We start from the raw sequence: 23,120 nt of genomic DNA, 5'->3' as shown, positions 1-23,120 counted from the left end.
GAAAAGGAGTTATTAAAATGCAAGACCAATCCGAAGGCTACATGCAGATTGGTGAACTTGCCAGGCGTGTAGGAATCAGCACTCGAACGATTCGATATTACGAAGAAATCGGTTTAATGAGTACGGTTAAACGGACGGAGAATGGAAAGAGGATTTATACCCAGGCGGATTATCAGCGGATACGATTTATTCAGAAACTAAAATGTTTAGGACTATCTCTAGCCGAAATGCTCGAACTGGAAGATATTTATCGAATTCACAGAACCAACGAAAAAGTTCTTCCCCGGCTTATTGAGCTCTTAGATGAACATTTGGCTCGGGTGGATGATCGGATCAATCAACTGGAGCAGTTGAAAAAGGAGATTCAAGAGTATCGGGAACGTATGGTCAAGAAGTTACAAGAACTCTCTGAATCGAAGTTAAAATAATTCTGGACCTACTACGCGGCCCTCACCTCCGGCCCCTCTCCCGCAGCGTGGGAGAGGGGCCGGAGGTGAGGGGAGAGAGTTACACAGAATCAACTTTACAACGTATTACCTTCCCTTTCTCTTAATTCTCCTGTTCTATATCCTTATGAAAGAAGTCGTCATTATTAGTGCAGCCCGTACACCTATTGGGAGTTTTAATGGATCCTTGAGCTCTATTAAAGCTACCAAACTCGGAAGCCTGGTGATTGAAGAGGCTATCCGAAGAGCAGGAATTTCTAAAGATTTGGTCGACGAGGTGATTATGGGCAATGTCCTCTCGGCAGGGCTCGGGCAGGCACCTGCCAGGCAAGCGGCATTGGGAGCCGGATTACCGCCTGCGGTTTCAGCTTTGACGATTAATAAAGTTTGCGCCTCCGGGCTAAAAGCTGTTGTTTTAGCCGCTCAGGCTGTAGCTTTGGGAGACGCTCAGGTTGTTGTGGCAGGAGGCATGGAAAACATGAGTCAGGCCCCTTATGCCTTAGATAGAGCCCGGAACGGTTATCGAATGGGGCATGGAAGATTACTGGATCTAATGATCTGGGATGGGCTTTGGGATGTTTATAATGACTTTCATATGGGAAACACCGGAGAGTTGGTCGCTGAAAAATACGGGATCGGCCGAAGGGAACAGGATGAATATGCTCTTCAGAGTTACCAACGAGCTTTACAGGCCATTGCTACCGGCAAGTTCAAAAAAGAAATCGTCCCGGTAGAAGTTCCCCAGAAGAAGGGAGACAGGTCCCGACAGGATCACCCTACCTTTCTTTTTGATACCGATGAAGACCCTCGGGAAACCAGCCTGGAGCAGTTAGCCCAACTGAAACCGGCTTTTAAAGAAAATGGAACCATTACGGCCGGAAATGCGCCGGGTATCAGTGATGGGGCTGCAGCCGTAGTCGTGACATCTCGAGAGAAAGCGGAAGAGCTGGGGATTCGACCCCTGGCTTCTATTGTAGGCTATGCAACGGGTGGACTGGCCCCGGAATGGGTTATGATGGCCCCGGTGGTGGCAGTTAGAAAAGTACTGGAAAAAACGGGACTCTCCCTGGATGACATTGACCTGGTGGAATTGAACGAGGCGTTTTCGGTTGCAGTCCTGGCCGTTTGTAGGGAATTAGGTCTGAGCCTGGATAAGGTCAATGTCAACGGTGGCGCTGTAGCCCTGGGCCATCCCATCGGGGCTACAGGAGCCCGCATTTTGACTACTTTACTTTACGAAATGATGGAACGGGACGTGCGAACAGGCCTGGTAACGCTCTGCCTGGGCGGAGGTAACGCAGTGGCTATGGTGGTTAAAAGATAAAACCGCGGAGGCACAGAAAATGCAGAGGTAAATTTTTACTTTTCTCTGTATCTACTAGGCCTCTGAGGCAAAAAATTACGGACAACGAGCAAATGACAGAAATTAAAAAAATCGGCGTAATCGGCGCCGGAACTATGGGTCATGGAATTGCTCAGATTTGTGCAGTATCCGGCTACGAGGTCACCCTGGTAGATATAACCCAGGAGTTGGTTCAAAAAGGTCAGGAGAAGATTGCTTCGGGATTAAATAAAATGGTGAGTAAAGGGAAATTAACACCCCAGGAGAAAGATCAGGTTTTGGGGCGAATTCGGGGGACAACCGGGCTAAAAGACCTCAGAGAGGTCCACTTTGTGATAGAAGCAGCCAGCGAGAAAGAGGATCTTAAGCTGGAGCTTTTTAAAAAGCTGGATGAAATCTGTGAAAAAGAGGTGATTCTGGCCAGCAATACCTCTTCCATATCCATCACCCGATTAGGTGCCGCAACAAAACGTCCTCAGAAAGTTATTGGCATGCACTTTATGAATCCCCCTCCCCTCATGAAACTCGTTGAAGTGATTCGAGGATACCTGACCAGCGAAGAGACTTTCCAGGTTACCCGATCTGTTTGTGAAAAGCTAGATAAAGTAGTTGCCGAAGCTCAAGACTCCCCGGGTTTTGCTGTAAATCGAATTTTCATGCCTATGATCAACGAGGCCATATTTGCCCTCCAGGAAGGGGTTGCCACCAAGGAAGCCATCGATACCATGATGAAGTTAGGTACCAATCAACCCATGGGACCCCTGGAACTGGCCGATTTTATCGGTTTGGATGTCTGCCTGGCTATTATGGAGACCCTGTATAAGGGTTTTGGAGACTCTAAATACCGCCCCTGCCCCTTACTAAGAAAAATGGTCGATGCAGGCCACCTGGGAAGAAAAACCGGAAAAGGCTTTTATGAATACCCTGGAGAGTGAGGAAGTATGGAGGTGTGGAAGTATGGGAGTGTGGGGGGTATGGGAGCGCGGGAGTAGGAAAGTATGGGTGTGGGGAAGTATGTTGGGAGGAGAGAAGTGTGGGAGTGGGGAAAAATTTTTCATACTTCCCTCCTCCCATACCCCCCACACTCCCATACTTCCACACCTCCATACTCTTATTACCTCTTAAACTATGAGATTTGAGCTTACGGAAGATCAAAAAATGATTCAGCAGATGGTTCGGGAGTTTGCTGAAAAGGAAGTGGCTCCGCTGGCCGCGGAGATCGATGCAGAGGCTCGATATCCGGCGGAAACGGTTAAGAAAATGGCAGAACTTAACCTGATGGGGATGATGGTTCCGGAAAAGTACGGGGGAGCCGGAGTTGATACGGTCAGTTATGTTCTGGCCATGGAAGAAATTGCTAAGGCCTGTGCCAGTACTTCTGTCATTATGTCGGTTAATAACTCCCTGGTATGTGATCCGCTTCTACGGAACGGGACCGAGGAGCAAAAACAAAAGTATCTGGTTCCCCTGGCCAAGGGCGAGTGGTTAGGGTGCTTCGCCCTTTCAGAACCCAACGCCGGTTCTGACGCTGCCAATCAACAAACGACGGCCGTGTTAAAAGGAGATAAATGGGTTATCAATGGACGAAAAAACTTCACAACCAATGGAGCCCATGCGGATATTTGCATTCTATTTGCAGTTACAGATAAAACCAAAGGTCATCATGGCATCAGTGCCTTCATTGTCGAATTGGATACCCCGGGGTTTTCCATAGGTAAGATCGAAAAAAAATTAGGAATTTGCGGCTCCGACACGGCATCTCTGGTTTTTGAAGATTGTTTAATTCCCAAAGAGAACCTTCTTGGGGAGTTGGGAAAAGGTTTTAAAATAGCCATGGAAACCCTGGATGGCGGACGCATTGGAATTGCCGCCCAGGCCGTGGGAATTGCCCAGGCGGCCCTAGAGCAATCGATTAAATACTCCAAGGAACGGGTCCAGTTTGGGCAGCCGATTTCTAACTTCCAGGCTATTCAATGGATGCTGGCAGATATGGCCACCGAAATTGAGTGCGCCCGACTTTTAACTTTAAAAGCGGCAACCCTGAAAGATAAAGGCGTTCGTCATACCAAAGAGTCTTCTATGGCAAAACTCTTTGCTTCTGAAACGGCTATGCGGGCAACCCATAAAGCCGTTCAGATTCACGGAGGTTACGGTTATATCAAAGATTATCCCGTGGAACGTTATTTTCGGGATGCTAAAATTACCGAAATTTACGAGGGAACTTCAGAAATACAAAGATTGATAATTGCCGCCAATCTGTTGAAATAAAGAAGTCTCAAGCCTAAAGTCCAAAGCCTGAAGCCAGGTTTGATCAACTTCAGACTCCGAAAACGTTGAGAAATAAAGTAGAGGCACAGCATGCTGTGCCTCTACCAGTTCATCCCAGGTCCGTTGAGAAGGTCTTATCCAGACTCGGCGGGAAGGACAATCGACTTTTTGAGTAGGGCCTGAGATTTGGGATTTTGGACTCGAGACTGGAGACTGAGCATGGGACTTAAAAAATGAACATCATCGTTTGCATCAAGCAAGTTCCGGATACAACGACAAAGGTACGGGTTGGGAAAGACGGAAAACATATTGATCCCGAGGGGGTTAAATTTATCGTCAACACCTACGATGACTTCGCTGTGGAAGAAGCCATCCGACTTAAGGAGCGATTCGGCGGCGAAGTTACGGTTATCTCCATAGGTCCAGAGCGGGTCAAAGAGGCTCTTAGAATGTGCCTGGCCATGGGAGCCGATAAAGCCATTCAACTTTGGGATCCGGCCTTTGAGAATTCAGATCCTTACACAACGGCGCTCATCCTCTCAAAGGCTATTCAGCAACTTCCTTATGATATTATATTTTGTGGGAAACAGGCCATCGACCAGGATACCATGAGTGTTCCCGCCTACCTGGCGGAATTGTTGGGATTACCCCAGGCAACCATCGTCGTCAAGTTAGAAGTAGATCCCAACGCCCGAAAGTTCATGGCTTATCGGGATATTGAAGGAGCCAAGGAAGTAATCGAAGGTCCACTACCGGCTGTTATTTCCACCCAATGGAAGTTGAATGAACCTCGCTACCCTACCCTTCCCAATATCATGAAAGCCAAAAAGAAAGAACTCAAGGAGTTGAACGCGGCAGCCCTGGGTTTAGATCCTACCCAGGTGGGTGAGAAAGGTTCTCGAGTTAAAGTTTTAAGTATGGAACTTCCACCCCCTCGAAGCAAAGGGAAAATCCTTAAAGGAGACCCCAGAGAGGTTTGTCGAGAACTGGTACGGTTATTACGGGAGGAAGCCAAAGTTATTTAAACTTTACACCGTGGGCAGTAGGCAATGGGCCGTAGTTGATGACTGCATCAGGATTTGCCGTCCATTGTTCACCGCCCACTCCCCGACATGTCAGGAAATATTTGGGTTATCGCAGAGCAGCGAGAAGGTGAATTGAAGAAGGTAACCTACGAACTCATCGGCGAGGGACGGCGGTTGGCAGACGAACTGGGAGGTAAGTTAGAAGTTGTTTTACTTGGAAGAAACATAACCCATCTTGCAGAATCCATCGGTTCTTATGGAGCAGATAAGGTATTCGTAGCAGATCACGAGGCACTTGACAAGTATACAACCGACGGATATGCCAAGGTTATTACGAATTTAATTAAAACCCAACAGCCTGCCGTAGTATTATTTGCTGCAACAACCATGGGAAGGGACTTTGCTCCCAGGGTGGCTGCCAGGGTTGGCGCGGGACTTTCGGTTGACTGTATTGAGCTTAAACTGGACGAAAATAAATCCTTACTTTGTAAACGTCCCGTGTATGCCGGAAAGGCATTGGTATGGGAGGCTATTTTAACCAGGCCTCAGATGGCTTCCCTGAGACCTAATGTATTTAGGCCGGCCAGGCGAGATGAATCCCATAAAGCAGAAGTTGAAAAAGTTCCTGTGGAATTTGCCCCCGGAGAGATTCGAACTACCGTTAAAGAGATCATAAAAGGGACCACAGGTAAAGTGGGATTAACGGAAGCGAGCATTGTAGTATCGGGAGGTCGTGGATTAAAGGGACCGGAGAATTTCTATCTTGTAGAAAATCTGGCCGAAGTCCTTGGAGCTGCCGTAGGGGCTTCCAGGGCCGTGGTGGATGCAGGTTGGAAAGAGCATGCCTATCAGGTCGGACAGACCGGAAAAGTAGTGACCCCAAACCTTTACATTGCCTGTGGAATTTCGGGAGCTATTCAACATCTGGCCGGAATGGGTTCCTCGAAATATATCGTGGCCATTAATAAAGATCCCGATGCCAATATCTTTAATGTCTGCAATTATGGGATCGTGGGAGATGTGTTTGAAATCCTTCCGATCTTGACAGAGGAATTTAAAAAGCTCCTGGCAGAAAGTTGAGTTCCATTTATAGGCGATCCGGTTGTCGAGTCTGGAACGACCTGATCGTCTTCCAACAGGGGATTATCGATAAAATATGATCTTTCAACTCACCGAAGAACAACGGATGATCCAGATGACCGTTCGGGAATTTGCCCGGAAAGAGATCGAACCCATGGCCGGGAAGTGCGACCGGGAAAGTCTTTTCCCGGAGGAAACGATTTCAAAAATGGCCGAGATGGGACTTCTGGGAATGATGGTTCCCACCGAGTATGGAGGTGCCGGGCTGGATACCGTCAGCTATTCACTGGCAATGCAAGAGATTGCCTATGCCTGCGCAGCTACCTCGGTTATCATGGGAGTCAATAATCTGGTTTGTGAACCTCTCCTGAAATTCGGAACGGAAGTTCAAAAGCAGAAATACCTTGTCCCTCTGGCCCAAGGAAAATTTATCGGTTCCTTCGCCTTAACCGAGCCGGGAGCTGGGTCCGATGCGGCCAATCAAAAAACCTCGGCTCTCTTAAAGGATAATTTCTATATCCTGAACGGGACCAAGATGTTTATTACCAGTGGAAGCCATGCGAAAGTTTTTATCACGACGGCCGTAACTGATAAAACAGCCCGGCATCATGGAATTTCGGCTTTCATTGTGGAAAAAGGGATGCCGGGCTTTTCCATAGGTAAAGTCGAGGATAAAATGGGACTTCGGGCCTCAGATACCACCGAGCTGATTTTTGAAAACTGTCGAGTCCCTTCTGAGAATCTGTTAGGGAAAGAAGGAGAGGGATTCAAGATCATGATGACAGCTTTAGACGGGGGTCGAATCGGAATTGCTTCACAATCTGTGGGAATTGCGCAGGCCTGTCTGGATGCAGCGACACGCTATGCTAAAAAACGAGAAGCTTTCGGTCAACCCATTGCCGAATTTCAGGGAATCCGATGGATGATCGCAGATATGGCGACGGAGATTGAAGCGGCCAGACTATTAACCCTGCAGGCCGCCCTGTTAAAAGACCGGGGACTCCCCTTTACAAAAGAGGCTTCCATGGCCAAACTTTTCGCCTCTGAAATGGTTAATCGAGTGGCCTACAAGGCCCTTCAAATTCATGGGGGTTATGGTTATCTCAAAGACTTTCCCGTAGAACGTTATTATCGAGATGCCCGGGTTACGACAATTTATGAAGGAACCTCGGAGATTCAGCGAAATGTGATTGCAAAATTGATACTGAGTACTGAACAGTAGGGACACGGCGTGCCGTGTCCCTACTTAATCCTCTCTCTTTGACTCAGTACTCAGTACTCAACACTCAGTACTTAGTTATGATCGACGTCCAAAGTTTAAAAAAAATTCAAGAACGTAAAGTCCAATGGGAACAGACCACCTTGAAGAAAACCCTGGAGGTTATGCCGGAGAGACAGGCTAAGTTTGTCAGCCTCTCCAATCGACCTGTTAAAGTGCTGTATACCCCTTTAGATATTGCCGGGATGGATTATAATGAAGACATCGGATTTCCTGGAGAATATCCTTTCACCCGTGGGATTCATGCAACCATGCATCGGGGGCGACTCTGGACTATGCGTCAATTCGCCGGTTTTGGTACGGCTGAAGATACCAACCGGAGATTTCACTATCTTCTAAGCCAGGGACAGATGGGACTTAGTGTAGCCTTTGATCTTCCGACCCTCATGGGTTATGATTCAGATCATCCCATATCTCGAGGAGAAGTTGGTCGGGAGGGCGTGGCTATTGATAGCCTGGAAGATATGGAAATTCTCTTCAAAGGCATACCTCTGGATCAAATCAGCACCTCCATGACGATTAATGGACCGGCTATCGTCCTTCTGGCCATGTACCTGGCAGTCGCAGAGAAACAGGGAGTTCCACCGGCCCAACTCCGCGGAACCCTCCAGGCAGACATTTTAAAAGAGTACATTGCTCAACGGGAGTGGATCTGTCCACCCGAACCGGCCATGCGAATTTTGACCGATATTATCGTTTACTGCACACGCCATATGCCCCGGTGGAACAGTATCAGTATCAGCGGTTACCACATACGAGAAGCTGGATCTACCGCCGTTCAAGAACTTGCCTTTACCCTTTACGATGGATTAACTTATGTAGATTATGGAATCCGGGCCGGATTGGAAGTGGATGAGTTTGCACCCAGACTCTCTTTCTTTTTCAACGCCCATAATGATTTCTTTGAAGAAATCGCAAAATACCGGGCGGCCCGAAGGATCTGGGCCCGTGAGCTGAAACGCCGCTATAACCCCAAAAATCCTCGCTCCTTGATGCTTCGGTTTCACACACAAACCGCCGGATGCTCGGCAACCGCCCAGCAACCCTTAAATAATATCATCCGAACAACCATTCAAGCTCTGGCCGCCGTATTAGGAGGAACCCAATCCCTGCATACCAACTCCTACGATGAAACCTTAGCCCTCCCCACAGAAGAAGCGGTAACCATTGCCCTGCGAACTCAACAGATTATTGCCTATGAAAGCGAAGTTACAAATACGGTGGATCCCCTGGGAGGCTCTTACTACCTCGAAAGATTGACCAATGAGATGGAAGAAGCCGCCTACGATTACTTTAAAAAATTGGATGCCCTGGGGGGAATGATTCCGGCCATTCATCAGGGTTTCCCGCAAAAGGAAATTCAAGAAGCTGCCTACACCTACCAGAAACAAATCGAGAATAAGGAGAAAATTATCGTGGGCGTGAATGAGTTTGTAGCCAAGGAGGAAACCCCGATTAAAATATTAAAAATCGGCCCTGAAGTAGAAAAAAAGCAGCTCGAACGGCTGGAGAATGTGAAAAAAAGAAGAGATCCGATCAAACATAAAGCGGCTTTAGAGCAACTTCGTGCCGCAGCTAAGGGAAAGGAAAACCTTGTACCTCCGGTCCTTGAAGCAGTAAAAGCCTACGCAACCGTTGGAGAAATCTGCGACGTGTTTAGGGAAGTCTTCGGGATTTACCAGGATCCGGGATTTTTTTAGTCCCAGAGACCCGGAGAACATGGAGAAGGAAATACGTCAGAATGAAACCGAAACCCTGATAAGACCGACTCTGTCGGTTTTAATCCAGAACATCCCAAACGAGGGATCTAAAGATTTAGGTTATAAAAATTTCCTCTGTGCTCTCCGGACCTCCGGGACCCAAACGTATGGCCGAGGAAAAACAGAAAAAAATACGGGTGCTTATCGCTAAACCGGGATTAGATGGGCACGATCGAGGTGCGAAAATCATTGCCCGGGCATTGCGGGATGCCGGAATGGAGGTGATCTACACCGGACTTCACCAGACCCCAGAACAGGTGGTTGCCACGGCCCTTCAAGAAGACGTGGATGCCATAGGATTGAGTATTTTATCGGGAGCTCACAACTATCTTTTCCCGCGTGTCCTGGAGCTTATGAAGGAAAAAGGTTTGGAAGACGTGATGCTCTTTGGAGGGGGAATTATCCCCGATGAAGATATTGCTAAACTCAAGGCAATGGGTGTGAAGGAAATCTTCACTCCGGGAACTTCTACGGAAGAGGTTATCAAGTTTTTGAGAGAAAACATTAAAAAATAGTATGGGAGGGGTAGGAGTATGGAAGGGTGGGAGTATGGAAGGGTGGGAGTATAAATACTTACTCCCATACCCCGCACCCCCATACCTACCTCCATACCTCCATACCTGTAATAAATGCGCCCCGTTTACATGGTATCGGGTGGAATTACAAAATTTGCCAAAGCTCACCCGGATATGGATTTTCGTTATATGGTCAAACAGGCCTTTGACTATGCCATGAACGATGTCCCAAACCTGACAAGGGATATGATCGATGGAAGCGTAGCGTCTTATTTTTCAGATCACTTTACCCGGCAATTGAAAGCGGCCTCTATGGTTCAAGACTACCTCGGACTTTGCCCCAAGCCTTCTAAACGGATCGAAGGAGGGGGAGCTACGGGTGGGCTCTGTTTTCAAGCAGCATGGGAGGCTGTTGCCTCAGGCCGAATGAATGTTTGCGTGGCCTTTGGATTTGAAACCATGTCTCGTGTCAGCACCTGGAAAGGCAACGAATTTATCGCCCACGCCTCCGATACTAATTTTGATTACCCTGTGGGAGGATTTTATACCGGTTACTACGCCATGATGGTCCGACGGCATATGCATGAGTTTGGTACCACCGTAGAACAAATGGCCCTGGTCTCCATAAAAAATCACGGAAATGCTCTCTATAACCCCTATGCCCAGAGTCCTATGAAATTGACCATTGAAGATGTTCGTAACTCGCCCATGGTTGCAGACCCCCTGACCATGTTGGATATCTGCACCATGTCGGATGGAGCAGCAGTTTGTATTCTCGCTTCGGAAGAAATGGCGGCCCGCTTAACCGACAAACCGGTTAAAATCATCGGAATCGGCGCAGGTACCGATAGCATGCGTATGGCAGATCGTCCCCACGGTAAAGTCATTTTGTTACCCCACGAATCTGAGTCTGATTACAAAAATCTCAAATACCCCGGGGTTCATTCGTTTCGGGGAGGTCGAATGGCCGCTAAACAGGCTTATGAGATGGCCGGAATTACAAACCCCCTGGAAGAACTGGATTTTGTAGAGTTACACGATGCCTATACTTCTTCTGAGATTCAGACCTACGAAGATCTGGGTCTTTGTAAGTATGGGGAAGGAGGCCCCTTTATCGAGGCCGGTCATAGTACCTTAACTGGAAAAATACCGGTTAACCCTTCCGGTGGCCTTCTGGCCTGCGGTCATCCGGTAGGTGCTACAGGCCTCATGCAGGCTGTTTTTGCTTTCTGGCAACTTCAGGGGACTATCCAGAAACATCTGGGAAATGACCATCTCCAGATTAAAAACGCCCGACGTGGACTTATTCATAGCCATGCCGGAACGGGAACCTATATCACCGTAAGTATTTTGGAAGCCGTTTAAAGAGTAGGGGAGTGTGGAGGGTATGGGAGTATGGAAGTGTGGAAGTGTGGAAGTACTCCCATACTCCCATACCCTCACACTCCCCTACTTAAAATCATGAGTCACGAACCAGGAGCCCAAAAAATTAAATTACCTGAAACAGAAGAAGGAACAGTTCTTTTTGGTGTAGACCCCATTATCATCAAACACCATTATGAAATCGACTATATCCATAGTTATGCCCAAGATTCCCCTTTTTTTGCCGGATTGACCAAGAAAAAACTTTTAGGAAGTCGATGTACGCAATGTAACTATAAGTTTGCGACACCCCGATCTCACTGCATGGAATGTGGAGCAAAAACTGAATGGTTTGAATTACCCCTGGAAGGGAAAATTCATACCTGGACCACCTGTTATTTTGGAAGCGAAGAATTTCTAAAAGAAACCCCTTTTACCCTTATTCTGGTAGAGTTTGAAGGGGTTAATACCCTCTTTTTAAGCCGTCTGGTTGGGGTGGAGCCCGGTAAAGCCGAAATTGGGATGCGGGTCAAGGCTCAATTCTTACGGAATTGCAAATTCAAACCCACCGATGTGTACTTTGTACCCGCTTAGAAAGAAGTAGGGAAGCAGGGAAGTGTGGAGGTGTGGGGGTATGGAAGTATGGGAGTACAGAAGTGTGGGAGTATGGGAGTGTAAGAGCACAAATATACCCCCACACTCCCATACTCCCACACTTCTCTACCTCCATACTCCCACATTTCCATGTTAAAAATGGATTTTGATTTAACAGAGGATCAGAAGTTGATCCAACAGACCGTCAGGGAGTTTGTCCAGAAGGAAGTGGCTCCCTATGCGGCTTACTATGATGAACGGGAAGAGTTTCCCGAGGAAATTTTTAGAAAATTGGCCCTTATCAACTTTTTTGGGATTATCTTCCCGGAGGAATGGGGAGGAGTTGGAGCCGATTACGTGACCTATGCACTGGCTATGGAAGAATTGGCCGCAGCCGACGGTTCTATCGCTTTGAGTGCCCTGGCCCATATTTCTCTCTGTTCGAACCATATCTATCTGGCCGGGAATGAAGAACAGAAACGAAAATATTTAATTCCCCTTATTCAGGGAGAACTCCTGGGTGCCTGGGGATTAACCGAGCCAAACTCTGGCAGTGATGCTAAATCCCTTCGTACCACAGCCGTACTCGATGGCTCCGAATGGGTCTTAAACGGAAGCAAGATGTTTACAACCCAAGGGACAGTCTGTGATGTTGTTGTCGTTATGGCTATTACAGATAAAACCAAGGGACATCATGGTATCTCAGCCTTTCTGGTAGAGAGAGGAACCCGGGGATTTTCTTCTGTTAAACTACGCAACAAGTTGGGAATGCGGGGAAGCGATACCGCAGAGTTGATCTTCGAGAACTGTCGTATTCCCAGGGAAAACCTATTGGGGCAGGAAGGACAGGGTTTTATAGACAGCCTGAAGGTTCTGGAAGGTGGACGTATCGGGATCTCTGCGTTAGCTGTTGGGATTGGACGTGCGGCTTTGGAAGAAAGCATTAAATATTCCAAACAGCGAATTCAATTTGGTAGACCTATTGCAGATTTTCAGGCTGTTCAATGGATGCTGGCCGATTCAGAAGTAGAATTGGAAGCTGCCAGAATGTTAACCCTTCGAGCCGCTTATCTTAAGGATCAAGGTTTACCTATCAAGAAAGAAGCCTCCATGGCCAAGCTTTATTCCTCTCGGGCCTGTGTTCGGGTTGTAGATCGAGCCGTTCAAATCCATGGCGGCTATGGATATATCGGGGAATATCCCGTGTCTCGCTATTATCGAGATGCCAAACTCTGCGAAATTGGCGAAGGAACTTCGGAAATTCATCGAATGGTTATTGCCAATCAGTTATTAAAAGAGTGAATGGAAGTATAGGAGTATGGGAGTAGAGGTGATCGGCCGGTCACCCTTACTTCCTGATACGGGCGACCGGCCGGTCGCCCCTATTCCCATACTCCTATCCCCTCCCACCGGTACTTGAAGTTAGCAGACCGTGTCTTAAGCAAGGATGTTCGTGCAGTTGCCCGACTCATTACTTTAGTAGAAAATGGAGACCCGGAGGCACTACCGGCCTTAAAAGCCCTTTATCCGCATACCGGACGAGCTTATATTTTAGGTGTTACAGGAGCTCCAGGAGCCGGAAAAAGCACTTTAGTCGATAAACTCACCTCGGCGTTTCGAAGCCGTGGGCAGACCGTGGGAATTATTGCCGTCGATCCCACCAGTCCCTTTACCGGAGGTGCCATTTTAGGTGATCGAATCCGTATGCAGCGCCATTACCTGGATGAAGGGGTTTTTATCCGGAGTATGGCGACCCGGGGCCACCTGGGCGGGTTAGCCGTGGCGACCCATGATGTGGTTCATATTTTGGATGCTTATGGAATGGACATCATCCTCATAGAAACCGTTGGAGTGGGACAGGATGAGGTGGAAATTGTTAAAACGGCCCATACGTGCCTCGTCATTACAGTACCCGGCATGGGCGATGATATCCAGGCCATTAAAGCAGGTATCCTCGAAATCGGAGATATCTTCGTAGTTAATAAAGCAGATCGGGAAGGAGCCGATAAAATGGTCAAGGAATTAGAAATCATGCTGGGATTTAATACCTACCAGCAAAAAAGCTGGAAACCTCTTATTTATAAAACTATAGCCGTCAAAGAGGAAGGAATTCCCGCACTTGTCGAAGGTATCGATGCCCATCTGAGCTATCTGAAAGATTCAGGAGAGCTTAAAAAAAGGAAACTCAACCAGACCGAAAGTGAATTCCTGGAAATTTTACAACATAACCTGATGCAACAAGCTATGGCCAAAGTAGGCGACCGGGAAGCGTTTGCCCGGCTCCTTTCAAAAATAGTCAATCGAGAAGCAGACCCCTATTCCTTAGTCGAAGGGATGGTAAAAACCTGGTTTGCCTAACCCTTTTTATTTTTATAACCCTCAATTTCCTTATATGATTCACGCTGAAATAAAGACTTTGGGTGATTTAATAGCCCAAGACTATAAAAGACCTAGGGTGATCGAACAGATCAGAACCAATTTACGGAGGAAATTAAGAGCCGGAGAGCCTGTTTTTGAAGGACTCATCGGTTATAGCGATACGGTTATTCCCCAGCTTTATAATGCCCTTCGTTCGGGTCATCATGTCTTGTTGATCGGAGAACGAGGTCAGGCAAAATCTAAAATAGCCCGCCAGTTGTCCTCTTTATTAAATGAAATTCCCGTACTGGAAGGCTGCCCCATCAATGATAATCCCCTTCATCCCCTGTGTCATTTCTGCAAAACGCTCATTGCCGAGAAAGGAAAAGAGGCTAAAATTCGGTGGATTACCGGACGAGAGCGTTTTCGCCAGATTCTCTCCACCACAGATATTTCAAGTTCTGAAATCATCGGAGATATTGATCCCATCAAAGTAGCCGAAGGACGTTATCTCATTGATCCTGCTACCTTCTCTCCGGGTAAGGCCCTTCAGGCCAATAATGGAATTCTCTACATCGATGAGCTTCCGGATTTAGCTCCTAAGACCCAGGTTTCTCTTTTTAACTTAATGGAAGAAGGAATCGTAGTGGCTAAAGGCTATCCCATAGAGTTTCCCGTAGACTTGCTCTTGGTTGCAACGGCCAATCCGGTGGACTACACCACAGCCGGTAAAATCGTCGAACCCCTCCTGGACCGGTTTGGTAGTGGTATCTATACCCACTATCCACGCACCCTTGAAGAAGAGCGCGAGATTATGGTTCAGGAAGCCTTTAGTAATCGAGATTCTCAACCTATCGTACCTGTCTTTATGCAGGAAATCATCGTACAGATTACCCTGGAGGCGAGGAACCATCCCGATGTGGATCAGGTCAAAGGGACCAGCGTACGGATGACCATCGATAATTACGAAAACCTGATCAGCCAGGCCGAAGAGCGATTCGATCTAAAAAATGTTCCCCCTGTTCCACGGATTTCGGATTTGAATGCCATTCGGGCTTCTATGTATCCAAAGCTGGAACTGACCTATATGGCATCTAAAAGCAAAGATCAAATCATCGATGAGCTATGCAGGCAGGCTATCCTAAAAATCTGTACGCGGCACTTTGCCAAATATAATTGGGAAACCCTATCTATTGGCAATTTTCGTGTTTCCCCCAACATGGTCGGCGCTGAATATGTTCAACAACTGGATTCGGAACCTGAATTAAAAAAGCTGGTTGACCGATATATTCAGGATCAGGGATTAAAGGAGGTTGATGAGGTGATAGCCTCGGTAACCGAAGCCATCTTAGAAGGATTGTATGTGGCAGGCAGGCTGAAAAAGCGGGAGGTCGACGGTGTAACCGGGCAAGTATTTGGATTGGATTAGCCGGGGACTTCGGGATATCTTACAATTTTTGTCCGAAAGAAAGAGAAAAGTCCTTGACATCTGCCCGTGGTTATGGTAATGGCAAGCAGTTGATCTGATTCACCGAATCTCAACAGGTTGTGGAGGAAAGGTTAGCTATGAAAAGGCGCATCTTTTGGTTATTGCTTATCTCAGGTGGTTTATTCTTATTCTTAAATTCTCGTTATCATTCCACTTCTTCTCCGTCAGCTCTCCTTATGAAGGAATACAAGCCGGTTTTGGCTTTGGAAAAACCCGCTGTAACCGAAAAAACCAATTCCTATATAACCCCCCAGATAACAGAAGACTCTCCGGCAAGGTTGGATTCTCGGATTCCTTCCCCTTCAGAGGTTTCTAAAGAATCAGGGGCAGAAACTTATGCAAAGGAGTTCGAGACAGGGGATTCAACCGATCGTTCTTATCCGGTTATAAATGAAGAACCGATCCTTATCACCGGTGTCGAATACTGGCTGGCCCCCGACCAGACTCAGGTAGTGGTTAATTTAAATCGAAGTCCCAGGAGTGGGTCTTATCACACCTATACCCTGGAAGATCCTCCTCGCCTGGTCGTTGAGTTCACTCGGGGTAAATACATTCAGGAGAAAGAAACCATTCAAGTTTATGATAGGGCGGTTAAAACCATTCGACTTCAGCGTTTAACCAGCGGGCGATTTCAGGTCGTCTTTGATTTAGTTCAATCCCGGCCGGAATTTAAAGTATCTCCCATTGAAAAGACCAATGATCAACCAGACCGTCTTATGGTCAATATTTTCCATCCCAAGGAAAAGGAGGTTGAATTTAAAAAACCACCTCAAATAACCCGAAATAGAGACCGACAGAATTATAAAGTTGTCGTGATCGACCCAGGACACGGCGGAAGTGATTCAGGGGCCATCGGTCGAAATGGCTCCATGGAAAAGCATATTGTTTTGAATATCGCTAAAAAGTTGAAATATTGGCTGGATCAAACCAGGGATATTAAAGCCTACCTGACCCGAGATAGAGATTATTTTTTATCTCTCGGACGACGAACTCAAATCGCCAGAGAACACGATGCCGATCTATTTCTGAGTATCCATGTAAATGCCAATTACGACACGAGTATGAATGGCTTTTCGGTTTATTGCCTGTCGGAAGAGGCTACAGACGAAGCGGCTAAACTCCTTGCCCAGAGAGAAAATGCATCGGATCATATGGGTGGGGTTGTTTTCAATCAAGAGGATCCAGAAATTAACAGAATTTTATCTGAGAAATCTATCGGAGGGGAGTCTTTAATCCGAAGTCTTGCATTTGGTGAGTTGACTTTAGATAAAGCCGTTCCCTTCTTAAAGGTTCGTAATGAGGGGTTAAAAAGGGCCAACTTTGCGGTCCTTAGAATACCCAGTATTCCTTCTGTTTTGGTAGAAGCCCTTTATATCAGCAATCCCTATGAAGAGCAGCTTTTGATAAATCCGGTTATGCAGGATCGGATTGCAGAAGCCCTTTATCAAAGTGTCATAAGTTATTTTGAGCGATTCCGTTCATCCCGCCCTGACAAAAATGAAAATGAAGCCTCCCTTAAAAATCCAGAAGCTTCTGCCAAAGGGCTTCGTTCCAATAAACTATTTCCGGTCCGCCAAACCAGCCGGGAGAGTAAGTCTTTTATCCAGCCATCTCTCCCTGGTGAATTGGTATCTTCTTCTTCCCCTGTAACCGTAGAGACCGGCCTGCCCGTCCGGCAAAGCGAGGGTCGCATCCATATTGTAAAAGAAGGAGAGACTCTCTGGCGGATTGCCAATCTTTACAAAGTTGAAGTAGATACCCTTGCCGAAATTAACCAATTAAAAGGCATGGTGATTTATACCGGACAAAAACTCAAGATACCTTAGCAGAGGATATTCAAATCCTTGCCTGAAAGATAGGGCGAAACTACGTTTCGCCCTACGAAGCGTAGATCAGCAAGTTACGTTACAACCTCTAAAGAAAGAACGATTCAAACCGTCCTTCTCTTGAATTTTATTCTTTCTCCGGCTTTTCGCCCGAAATCTTCTCTAAAGCCCTGGCAGCAGCTCGTTGAACGGCCTTATCCCTGTCACCCAGGGCCTTCAGGATAACGGCTCGAACACTGGGATCTCCTATTTCCCCTAAAGTTTCAATAACTTTTCTTCGTATATCGGGATCTTCGCTATTATAATCTTCAAGGACCAGTTGGAGAATTTCATTTCTTCTCTGGGGTTGGGTTTCTTTTTTCAAGTATTGAATAACCTTGTCATAATCCAACATCCGGCGTTCAGCTTCAGATCTTCTCTTGGATTCAGGTTTTGCAGAAATAGGCTCTACCATTGAAGCACTGCTGAATAACTCAACCCCTTCTAATCCGCTTAAATCCAGCTTAGGTATTTCTAACTTTACCTTTTGAGAGAGTTGCTTACCCTCATCTAAAGCCTGGGATAACAACTCTTTCACCCGGGATGGAATAGGTAATTTCCCCAGCATGGCATAAAGCTTAATGGGTTTGTCCTCTTTGGTATACTGATAAATTCCTGTGTAAACGGCAGAACCGGAGGTAATCTCCTTAATAGCATGGGTAAATTTCTCAAAAACATCGGCAGAGCTTTTCGTGAGGATTTGTTTAGGAGCAAAGAGAATTACGGCAGAAATAGCAGCAGCCGAAAAATCAAATCCAGAGGCAAAAATACCGCCAGAGTCCCAGAGTTCGCTCATTTTTTCCACCAAAACCTGACTGGTCAAAGGCTCCTGGGAAGGGAGGGTGGTATATCCAAAGGTTACAAAACCACTGGAGAGAAATACCTTTTTAAAATCTTCACTATCAAAGCTTCGAATGCTAATGGCATCGGCTTCTTCATTAATCGTGTTAAAAATATTAAAAACTTCGGCAATGGTGGCGTTAGCCCGTGAATAGAAGGAAGCAAGACTGATATGAGGAGATTGCTCCAATATTTTCTGATTATCTACCAGAATGATACTCCCCAGGTTAGCACTCAAAAGGTTATTCAACGATTTAACGGCATTTACCTTGGTAATACTACTCTCACCGGATGTAGGAATGGTAACCAGAGCAGAGGTTAAAACTTTTAAAGGTTCTAAAACGGTCGCTAACTCCGAAAGATTACTCCCTGTACCTCCACCCAGACCTGCGGTTAACAGGAGAACATCGGCTCCGGAGAGTAATCTCTGTATGACACTTAGAATCTTGTTCTGATTTATCTGAATGCTTCGTTTTCCGAGGGATATATCTTTACCGGCGCCATTCCTGCCGTCTACACCGATATAAACTTTGTTCTCCTCGGGTAGGGCTTCCAAAGCCCTTAGATCGGTATAGGAGGTATTGAGCGCTACGGCATTATATCCTCTCTTGTAAAATTCAGCGGCGATGTTTCCCCCGCACTGTCCAAGTCCTACCACACTAATCTCTAAACCTTGAGATTCTTGTTTCATATCCATCTCCCTCTATAAAAAAAATGAAAGCCATTTCTTGTACTTAATAAATCCTACACGTTCTAATCTCTTTCCAACTACTTGTCAAGCTTTTTATCATGAAAGAAGGCTTCTTTGATAAGTGAAGAACTTACCGGATGAAGAACTTGACAAAAAGAATTTCAAATTTATCTTAATTGACAAAAAGAATTTTAAATTTATCGTAACTGGGAAACCAAGAATTTTACGGGGAGGTATCCAAATGGAAAACAAACAGACCAGATCTGAACTCCTACAAACTACTTCGGACGGAGATCATCAACCCTTCAGGCACGTACAGGCTTCAAGTCGACAAAGAGCAGAGAGAGGCAACTTAACGGAGGGGGAGAAGCCAATTGCGCATGGGAACCGGATAACCGGCCTATGGCATCGTTTCATCCCCTATGGTCTTAGGAGGGTAACATTCCTGGCTTTGCTATGGGCCCTGATACAGTTGCCGATTCAGGCTCAGCAATCCCCTCCGGGAGCGCCACCGCCCGGGACCCAGGGCCGACCCCCTGAATTTGCCAATTCCCCCTTGAGACCTCACCCCCCTGCGCTCACTGCCAAACCGGCCAAAGATATCCCCTTAGACAAGATCAAATTACCCCCCGGCTTCCAGATCAGCATTTGGGCAGAAGGGTTAGCGAACGCCCGTTCTATTACAATCGGCGATAAAGGCACGGTGTTTGTTGGTACCCGCCTGGTTGGGAATGTTTATGCTGTGGTAGATAAGGGGAATAGTCGCGAGGTTAAGGTTATTGCCAAAGGGCTTCATCGTCCCAACGGCGTTGCCTTTAAGGATGGCACCCTGTATGTCGCCGAATTAAGTCGTATTCTTCGCTTTGACAACATCGAAGAGCGGCTGGATAATCCGCCATCACCGGTTGTGATTTTAGACAATCTACCCAAGGATGAACCCCATGGCTGGAAGTTCCTGGCCTTAGGACCGGACGGCAAACTCTACTTTAACATCGGAGCTCCCTGCAACATCTGCGAGCCGCCCCCTGCCTATGCCCGTATTGTACGGGTCAACACCGATGGGAGTGGTTATGAAGTCTTTGCCAGTGGGGTCCGCAATAGCGTAGGGATGGATTGGCATCCAGTTACCAAAGAGTTATATTTCACCGATAACGGTCGTGACTGGTTGGGGGATGATTTGCCCAATGATGAACTGAACTATGCACCCCGCATCGGACTCCACTTTGGATATCCGTATTGTCATCAGGGTGATGTGCTGGATCCGGAGTTCGGGAAAGGGCATTCCTGCAGTGAATTCACACCTCCCATCCTCAAGCTTGGACCCCATGTAGCTGCATTGGGGATGCGATTCTATACCGGCAATATGTTCCCTTCAGAGTACAAGAATCGCATCATTATGGCCTTACACGGCTCATGGAACCGTACCCAGAAGACAGGTTTCAAGCTGATGCAGGTCACTCTGACTCCAGGACAGCCGCCGGGTTATGAAGTTTTTGCCGAAGGTTGGTTACAGGGTGAGGAATTCTGGGGTCGACCGGTCGATGTACAGGTCATGCCAGATGGATCTCTCCTGGTATCTGATGACTGGAATGGGGTTCTCTATCGTATTACCTATCAACGCTAGGTCTTTGAGAAGCAAATCCAGGTATCCCCTTTCGCAGGGATATCTGGATTTGCAAGGGGGGGTTAACCCAGAGGTTAAATGAAAGGAATTTTTAGTTTCGTAATAATAGGGATGGGTATGTTATCAGGGTTGATCATTCCGGTTGGGGGTAAAGCAGCAGATTTGGAGGCCGGGAGACGGAAGATTGAAGTTTGTGCACCCTGTCATGGCTTAGACGGCAACTCTATCGCTCCGGAGGTTCCCTCGCTGGCCGGTCAGCCACAACTCTATCTTTACAATCAACTCATCCAGTTCCGGGAGGGACGTCGTAGGAATCCTTTAATGTCACCGTTTGCCGCAAACCTCAGTGATAAAGATATTCAAGACATCGCTGCCTACTTTGCAGCACAAAAACCGGTCTCCACCCACGGTGGAGAACCTGATCCTCAAAAAATGGCGGCAGGCAAACAAGCTTTAGAGAAACATCGCTGTGCATTCTGCCATGGGCCTGGATTAGCAGGGCGGGATCATATTCCACGCCTCACAGGGCAACCTTATGCTTATCTTTTAAAACAACTGCGTGGATTCAAAGATCAAACCAGTGCCGACATTGACGGAAGTATGACAGAGGCCGCACAACCCTTATCTGATGAGGAAATCGAAGCTCTGGCTTATTACCTGGCTCATCTATCCCCGGTTCCTTAACAACATTTGTCCAGCCTCTCCTTCATCCCAAAATCCGGACCATGGAAGAAGGTTCCTTGATTTAGGGAAGAGTTTGTCCTAATTTCTAAGTATAGAAACCTTTATAGAACCTTTATCTATAGGACCGACTTAAAAGAAAAATGGGAGGTTTTTTATGCCGCAAGTTTATAAAAATTACATAAACGGCCAGTGGGTAGATGCTCAATCCGGGCAAACTTTTGAGGATATTAACCCAGCAAATACCGAAGAGGTTTTAGGATTATTTCCCAGATCTACCGAGAAAGATGTAGCTTCCGCTGTAGAAGCGGCCAGAGCCAGTTTTGATTCATGGCGGAAAGTACCGGCCCCCAAACGGGCTGAGATCATGTTTCGGGCTGCAGAAAAGCTGGTTCAGAGAAAAGAAGAGCTTGCCCAACTCATGACCCGAGAAATGGGAAAAGTTCTTAAAGAAGCCCGGGGAGATGTTCAGGAAGCCATTGATATGACCTATTACATTGCCGGTGAAGGAAGAAGGATGTTTGGGGAGACGACACCTTCGGAATTACCCAACAAGTTTGCCATGTCTATTCGCATGCCGGTTGGAGTCGTAGCTGCCATTACACCCTGGAATTTCCCTCTGGCTATTCCTTCCTGGAAATTGATACCGGCCCTTGTTTGTGGGAATACGGTGGTCTTCAAACCTGCCGAGGATACTCCCCTTATGGCGACCAAGTTTGTGGAGATATTGGTTGAATCCGGCTTACCTAAAGGGGTCTTGAATTTAGTTCACGGATTTGGAGAAGAAGCAGGGGCCGCCCTGGTAACCCATCCTGGTGTAGATCTCGTTTCCTTCACAGGTTCCAGTGAAGTAGGACGAGAAGTGGCTTTAAAGTGCGCCGAAAGCTATAAGCGGGTTTCTTTGGAGATGGGAGGCAAGAATGCGATTATCGTCATGGATGATGCTAACCTGGATCTGGCGGTGGAAGGAGCTATCTGGGGAGCCTTTGGAACAACCGGACAACGTTGTACGGCAGCCAGTCGTCTGATCGTTCATAAAAAAGTCCTTCAGGAATTTACCGACAGGTTCGTAACCCAGGTTAAAAAGTTAAAGTTGGGAAACGGATTAGACCCCAATACCGATGTAGGTCCGGTCATTAATGAACAACAATTGAAGCGAATCCATCGGTATACCCAGATTGCCCGCGAGGAAGGGATTCAAATTCTCACAGGGGGAGAAATCTATAAAGAGGGGGAATGTGCCAAGGGTTATTTTTATCTTCCGACGGTTTTTGCAGAGGTAAAACCTCAGTCCCGGATTGCCCAGGAAGAGATTTTTGGTCCCTGCCCGGCCATTATTCCTGCTGAAAGTTTGGAAGAGGCCATTGATATTGTTAACAACAGCAAATACGGCCTTTCCTCCGCGATTTACACGCAAGATATTAATAAAGCTTTTGTTGCCATCCGAGATATTTATACAGGGATTACCTATGTAAACTCCTCCACCATTGGTGCGGAAGTTCATTTACCCTTCGGAGGAACCAGGCAGACCGGTAATGGCCATCGGGAAGGGGGACATGTTTTGGATGTATTTACAGAATGGAAGACGGTTTATATAGATTACAGTGGAAAGTTGCAGAAGGCTCAGATTGATGTGTGAGGAGAAGAGAGGATAAAGTGAAGAGGTTATTTTAAATTAAGACCTCCCGGGTTTTAAAACCTGGGAGGTCTAAAAAACAGGTTAGGTTTGGAGTAATCAACTCCCTTCTTTTTATTGAGAGGTCAAGTCTCACGACCGATTAGGATCGGTGGGCTCAACCGGTTACCCGGCTTACACCTCCGACCTATCTACCTGGTCTTCTTCCAGGGGTCTTCAGAATCCTTGCGGATTGGGAGATCTCATCTTGAGGCGGGCTTCCCGC

General features: G+C 46.9%; 20 protein-coding genes and 1 rRNA gene. 19 read left to right on the top strand and 2 right to left on the bottom strand.

The features are described from left to right. Positions 1-17: 17 nt before the first annotated feature. The 16 genes from VNM22_20855 (at position 18) to VNM22_20780 (ending at position 17,344) form a co-directional block, all read left to right on the top strand. Positions 18-428 carry a MerR family transcriptional regulator gene (locus VNM22_20855; GenBank protein HWP49621.1) on the top strand — a complete coding sequence of 137 codons (411 nt, stop codon included), beginning with the start codon at positions 18-20 and terminating at the stop codon, positions 426-428. A 145-nt stretch (positions 429-573) separates the two neighbouring features. Next, the gene (locus VNM22_20850) at positions 574-1,770 is read left to right on the top strand and encodes an acetyl-CoA C-acetyltransferase (GenBank protein ID HWP49620.1); all 1,197 of its coding nucleotides are present in this window, start codon (positions 574-576) and stop codon (positions 1,768-1,770) included. A 92-nt stretch (positions 1,771-1,862) separates the two neighbouring features. Continuing rightward, on the top strand, positions 1,863-2,723 hold the full coding sequence (locus tag VNM22_20845; GenBank protein HWP49619.1) for a 3-hydroxybutyryl-CoA dehydrogenase: 861 nt from the start codon (positions 1,863-1,865) through the stop codon (positions 2,721-2,723). Further along, on the top strand, positions 2,704-2,913 hold the full coding sequence (locus VNM22_20840; protein ID HWP49618.1) for a hypothetical protein: 210 nt from the start codon (positions 2,704-2,706) through the stop codon (positions 2,911-2,913). Before VNM22_20845 ends, VNM22_20840 begins: the two co-directional genes overlap by 20 nt. Before the next feature lie 3 nt (positions 2,914-2,916). After that, positions 2,917-4,056 (top strand): acyl-CoA dehydrogenase, encoded by a 1,140-nt coding sequence (locus VNM22_20835; protein ID HWP49617.1) that lies wholly within the window; start codon positions 2,917-2,919, stop codon positions 4,054-4,056. 233 nt (positions 4,057-4,289) lie between these two features. Beyond that, complete coding sequence (locus VNM22_20830; GenBank protein HWP49616.1) at positions 4,290-5,081, top strand: electron transfer flavoprotein subunit beta/FixA family protein; 792 nt, start codon at positions 4,290-4,292, stop codon at positions 5,079-5,081. 54 nt (positions 5,082-5,135) lie between these two features. Continuing rightward, positions 5,136-6,161: an electron transfer flavoprotein subunit alpha/FixB family protein gene (locus tag VNM22_20825; GenBank protein ID HWP49615.1), complete on the top strand. Its 1,026-nt coding sequence runs from the start codon at positions 5,136-5,138 to the stop codon at positions 6,159-6,161. Between the two features lie 76 nt (positions 6,162-6,237). Next, positions 6,238-7,383, top strand: a complete 1,146-nt coding sequence (locus tag VNM22_20820; protein ID HWP49614.1) for an acyl-CoA dehydrogenase — start codon at positions 6,238-6,240, stop codon at positions 7,381-7,383. A gap of 77 nt (positions 7,384-7,460) precedes the next feature. After that, positions 7,461-9,140, top strand: a complete 1,680-nt coding sequence (locus VNM22_20815; protein ID HWP49613.1) for a methylmalonyl-CoA mutase family protein — start codon at positions 7,461-7,463, stop codon at positions 9,138-9,140. A gap of 167 nt (positions 9,141-9,307) precedes the next feature. Further along, positions 9,308-9,715, top strand: coding sequence for a cobalamin B12-binding domain-containing protein (locus tag VNM22_20810; GenBank protein HWP49612.1), 408 nt, complete (start codon positions 9,308-9,310; stop codon positions 9,713-9,715). Between the two features lie 114 nt (positions 9,716-9,829). Continuing rightward, positions 9,830-11,080 carry a thiolase domain-containing protein gene (locus VNM22_20805; GenBank protein ID HWP49611.1) on the top strand — a complete coding sequence of 417 codons (1,251 nt, stop codon included), beginning with the start codon at positions 9,830-9,832 and terminating at the stop codon, positions 11,078-11,080. 30 nt (positions 11,081-11,110) lie between these two features. Next, a complete protein-coding gene (locus VNM22_20800; GenBank protein ID HWP49610.1) occupies positions 11,111-11,671 on the top strand; it encodes a Zn-ribbon domain-containing OB-fold protein in 561 nt (186 codons plus the stop codon). 159 nt (positions 11,672-11,830) lie between these two features. After that, positions 11,831-12,973 (top strand): acyl-CoA dehydrogenase family protein, encoded by a 1,143-nt coding sequence (locus tag VNM22_20795; GenBank protein HWP49609.1) that lies wholly within the window; start codon positions 11,831-11,833, stop codon positions 12,971-12,973. Positions 12,974-13,087: 114 nt separating this feature from the next. Then, positions 13,088-14,029, top strand: coding sequence for a methylmalonyl Co-A mutase-associated GTPase MeaB (gene meaB, locus VNM22_20790; protein ID HWP49608.1), 942 nt, complete (start codon positions 13,088-13,090; stop codon positions 14,027-14,029). Then, positions 14,022-15,458 (top strand): ATP-binding protein, encoded by a 1,437-nt coding sequence (locus VNM22_20785; GenBank protein HWP49607.1) that lies wholly within the window; start codon positions 14,022-14,024, stop codon positions 15,456-15,458. The genes meaB and VNM22_20785 overlap by 8 nt, the downstream gene beginning before the upstream one ends. 137 nt (positions 15,459-15,595) lie before the next feature. Continuing rightward, positions 15,596-17,344, top strand: a complete 1,749-nt coding sequence (locus tag VNM22_20780) for an N-acetylmuramoyl-L-alanine amidase (protein ID HWP49606.1) — start codon at positions 15,596-15,598, stop codon at positions 17,342-17,344. 127 nt (positions 17,345-17,471) lie between these two features. Here the strand turns inward: VNM22_20780 and VNM22_20775 are convergent, their stop codons facing one another. Next, entirely contained in the window at positions 17,472-18,914 is a 1,443-nt protein-coding gene (locus tag VNM22_20775; protein HWP49605.1) for a HEAT repeat domain-containing protein, read from the bottom strand. A 241-nt stretch (positions 18,915-19,155) separates the two neighbouring features. Here VNM22_20775 and VNM22_20770 point away from each other — a divergent pair, with 241 nt between their 5' ends. The 3 genes from VNM22_20770 (at position 19,156) to VNM22_20760 (ending at position 22,858) form a co-directional block, all read left to right on the top strand. Continuing rightward, positions 19,156-20,538, top strand: coding sequence for a sorbosone dehydrogenase family protein (locus tag VNM22_20770; protein ID HWP49604.1), 1,383 nt, complete (start codon positions 19,156-19,158; stop codon positions 20,536-20,538). Between the two features lie 117 nt (positions 20,539-20,655). Further along, positions 20,656-21,222: a c-type cytochrome gene (locus VNM22_20765; protein ID HWP49603.1), complete on the top strand. Its 567-nt coding sequence runs from the start codon at positions 20,656-20,658 to the stop codon at positions 21,220-21,222. A 154-nt stretch (positions 21,223-21,376) separates the two neighbouring features. After that, positions 21,377-22,858 (top strand): aldehyde dehydrogenase family protein, encoded by a 1,482-nt coding sequence (locus tag VNM22_20760; protein HWP49602.1) that lies wholly within the window; start codon positions 21,377-21,379, stop codon positions 22,856-22,858. A 118-nt stretch (positions 22,859-22,976) separates the two neighbouring features. Here the strand turns inward: VNM22_20760 and VNM22_20755 are convergent. Beyond that, positions 22,977-23,120, bottom strand: a 23S ribosomal RNA gene (locus VNM22_20755); the annotation flags it as partial.

The sequence above is a fragment of the Candidatus Limnocylindrales bacterium genome (assembly GCA_035559535.1).
Taxonomy (GTDB): domain Bacteria; phylum Moduliflexota; class Moduliflexia; order Moduliflexales; family JAUQPW01; genus JAUQPW01.
The sequence above is the reverse complement of the archived record's forward strand: the minus strand, read 5'-3'. Positions and strand labels throughout refer to the sequence as shown.

What these genes read in the sequence shown, in the direction of transcription:
- VNM22_20820 (HWP49614.1), top strand. Translation starts at nt 6,238, where the DNA reads ATGATCTTTCAACTCACCGAAGAACAACGGATGATCCAGATGACCGTT.
- VNM22_20795 (HWP49609.1), top strand. Translation starts at nt 11,831, where the DNA reads ATGGATTTTGATTTAACAGAGGATCAGAAGTTGATCCAACAGACCGTC.
- VNM22_20815 (HWP49613.1), top strand. Translation starts at nt 7,461, where the DNA reads ATGATCGACGTCCAAAGTTTAAAAAAAATTCAAGAACGTAAAGTCCAA.
- VNM22_20840 (HWP49618.1), top strand. Translation starts at nt 2,704, where the DNA reads ATGAATACCCTGGAGAGTGAGGAAGTATGGAGGTGTGGAAGTATGGGA.
- VNM22_20835 (HWP49617.1), top strand. Translation starts at nt 2,917, where the DNA reads ATGAGATTTGAGCTTACGGAAGATCAAAAAATGATTCAGCAGATGGTT.
- VNM22_20760 (HWP49602.1), top strand. Translation starts at nt 21,377, where the DNA reads ATGCCGCAAGTTTATAAAAATTACATAAACGGCCAGTGGGTAGATGCT.
- VNM22_20850 (HWP49620.1), top strand. Translation starts at nt 574, where the DNA reads ATGAAAGAAGTCGTCATTATTAGTGCAGCCCGTACACCTATTGGGAGT.
- VNM22_20770 (HWP49604.1), top strand. Translation starts at nt 19,156, where the DNA reads ATGGAAAACAAACAGACCAGATCTGAACTCCTACAAACTACTTCGGAC.
- VNM22_20765 (HWP49603.1), top strand. Translation starts at nt 20,656, where the DNA reads ATGTTATCAGGGTTGATCATTCCGGTTGGGGGTAAAGCAGCAGATTTG.
- VNM22_20855 (HWP49621.1), top strand. Translation starts at nt 18, where the DNA reads ATGCAAGACCAATCCGAAGGCTACATGCAGATTGGTGAACTTGCCAGG.
- VNM22_20805 (HWP49611.1), top strand. Translation starts at nt 9,830, where the DNA reads ATGCGCCCCGTTTACATGGTATCGGGTGGAATTACAAAATTTGCCAAA.
- VNM22_20830 (HWP49616.1), top strand. Translation starts at nt 4,290, where the DNA reads ATGAACATCATCGTTTGCATCAAGCAAGTTCCGGATACAACGACAAAG.
- VNM22_20780 (HWP49606.1), top strand. Translation starts at nt 15,596, where the DNA reads ATGAAAAGGCGCATCTTTTGGTTATTGCTTATCTCAGGTGGTTTATTC.
- VNM22_20845 (HWP49619.1), top strand. Translation starts at nt 1,863, where the DNA reads ATGACAGAAATTAAAAAAATCGGCGTAATCGGCGCCGGAACTATGGGT.
- VNM22_20775 (HWP49605.1), bottom strand. Translation starts at nt 18,914, where the DNA reads ATGAAACAAGAATCTCAAGGTTTAGAGATTAGTGTGGTAGGACTTGGA.
- VNM22_20810 (HWP49612.1), top strand. Translation starts at nt 9,308, where the DNA reads ATGGCCGAGGAAAAACAGAAAAAAATACGGGTGCTTATCGCTAAACCG.
- VNM22_20800 (HWP49610.1), top strand. Translation starts at nt 11,111, where the DNA reads ATGGAAGTGTGGAAGTGTGGAAGTACTCCCATACTCCCATACCCTCAC.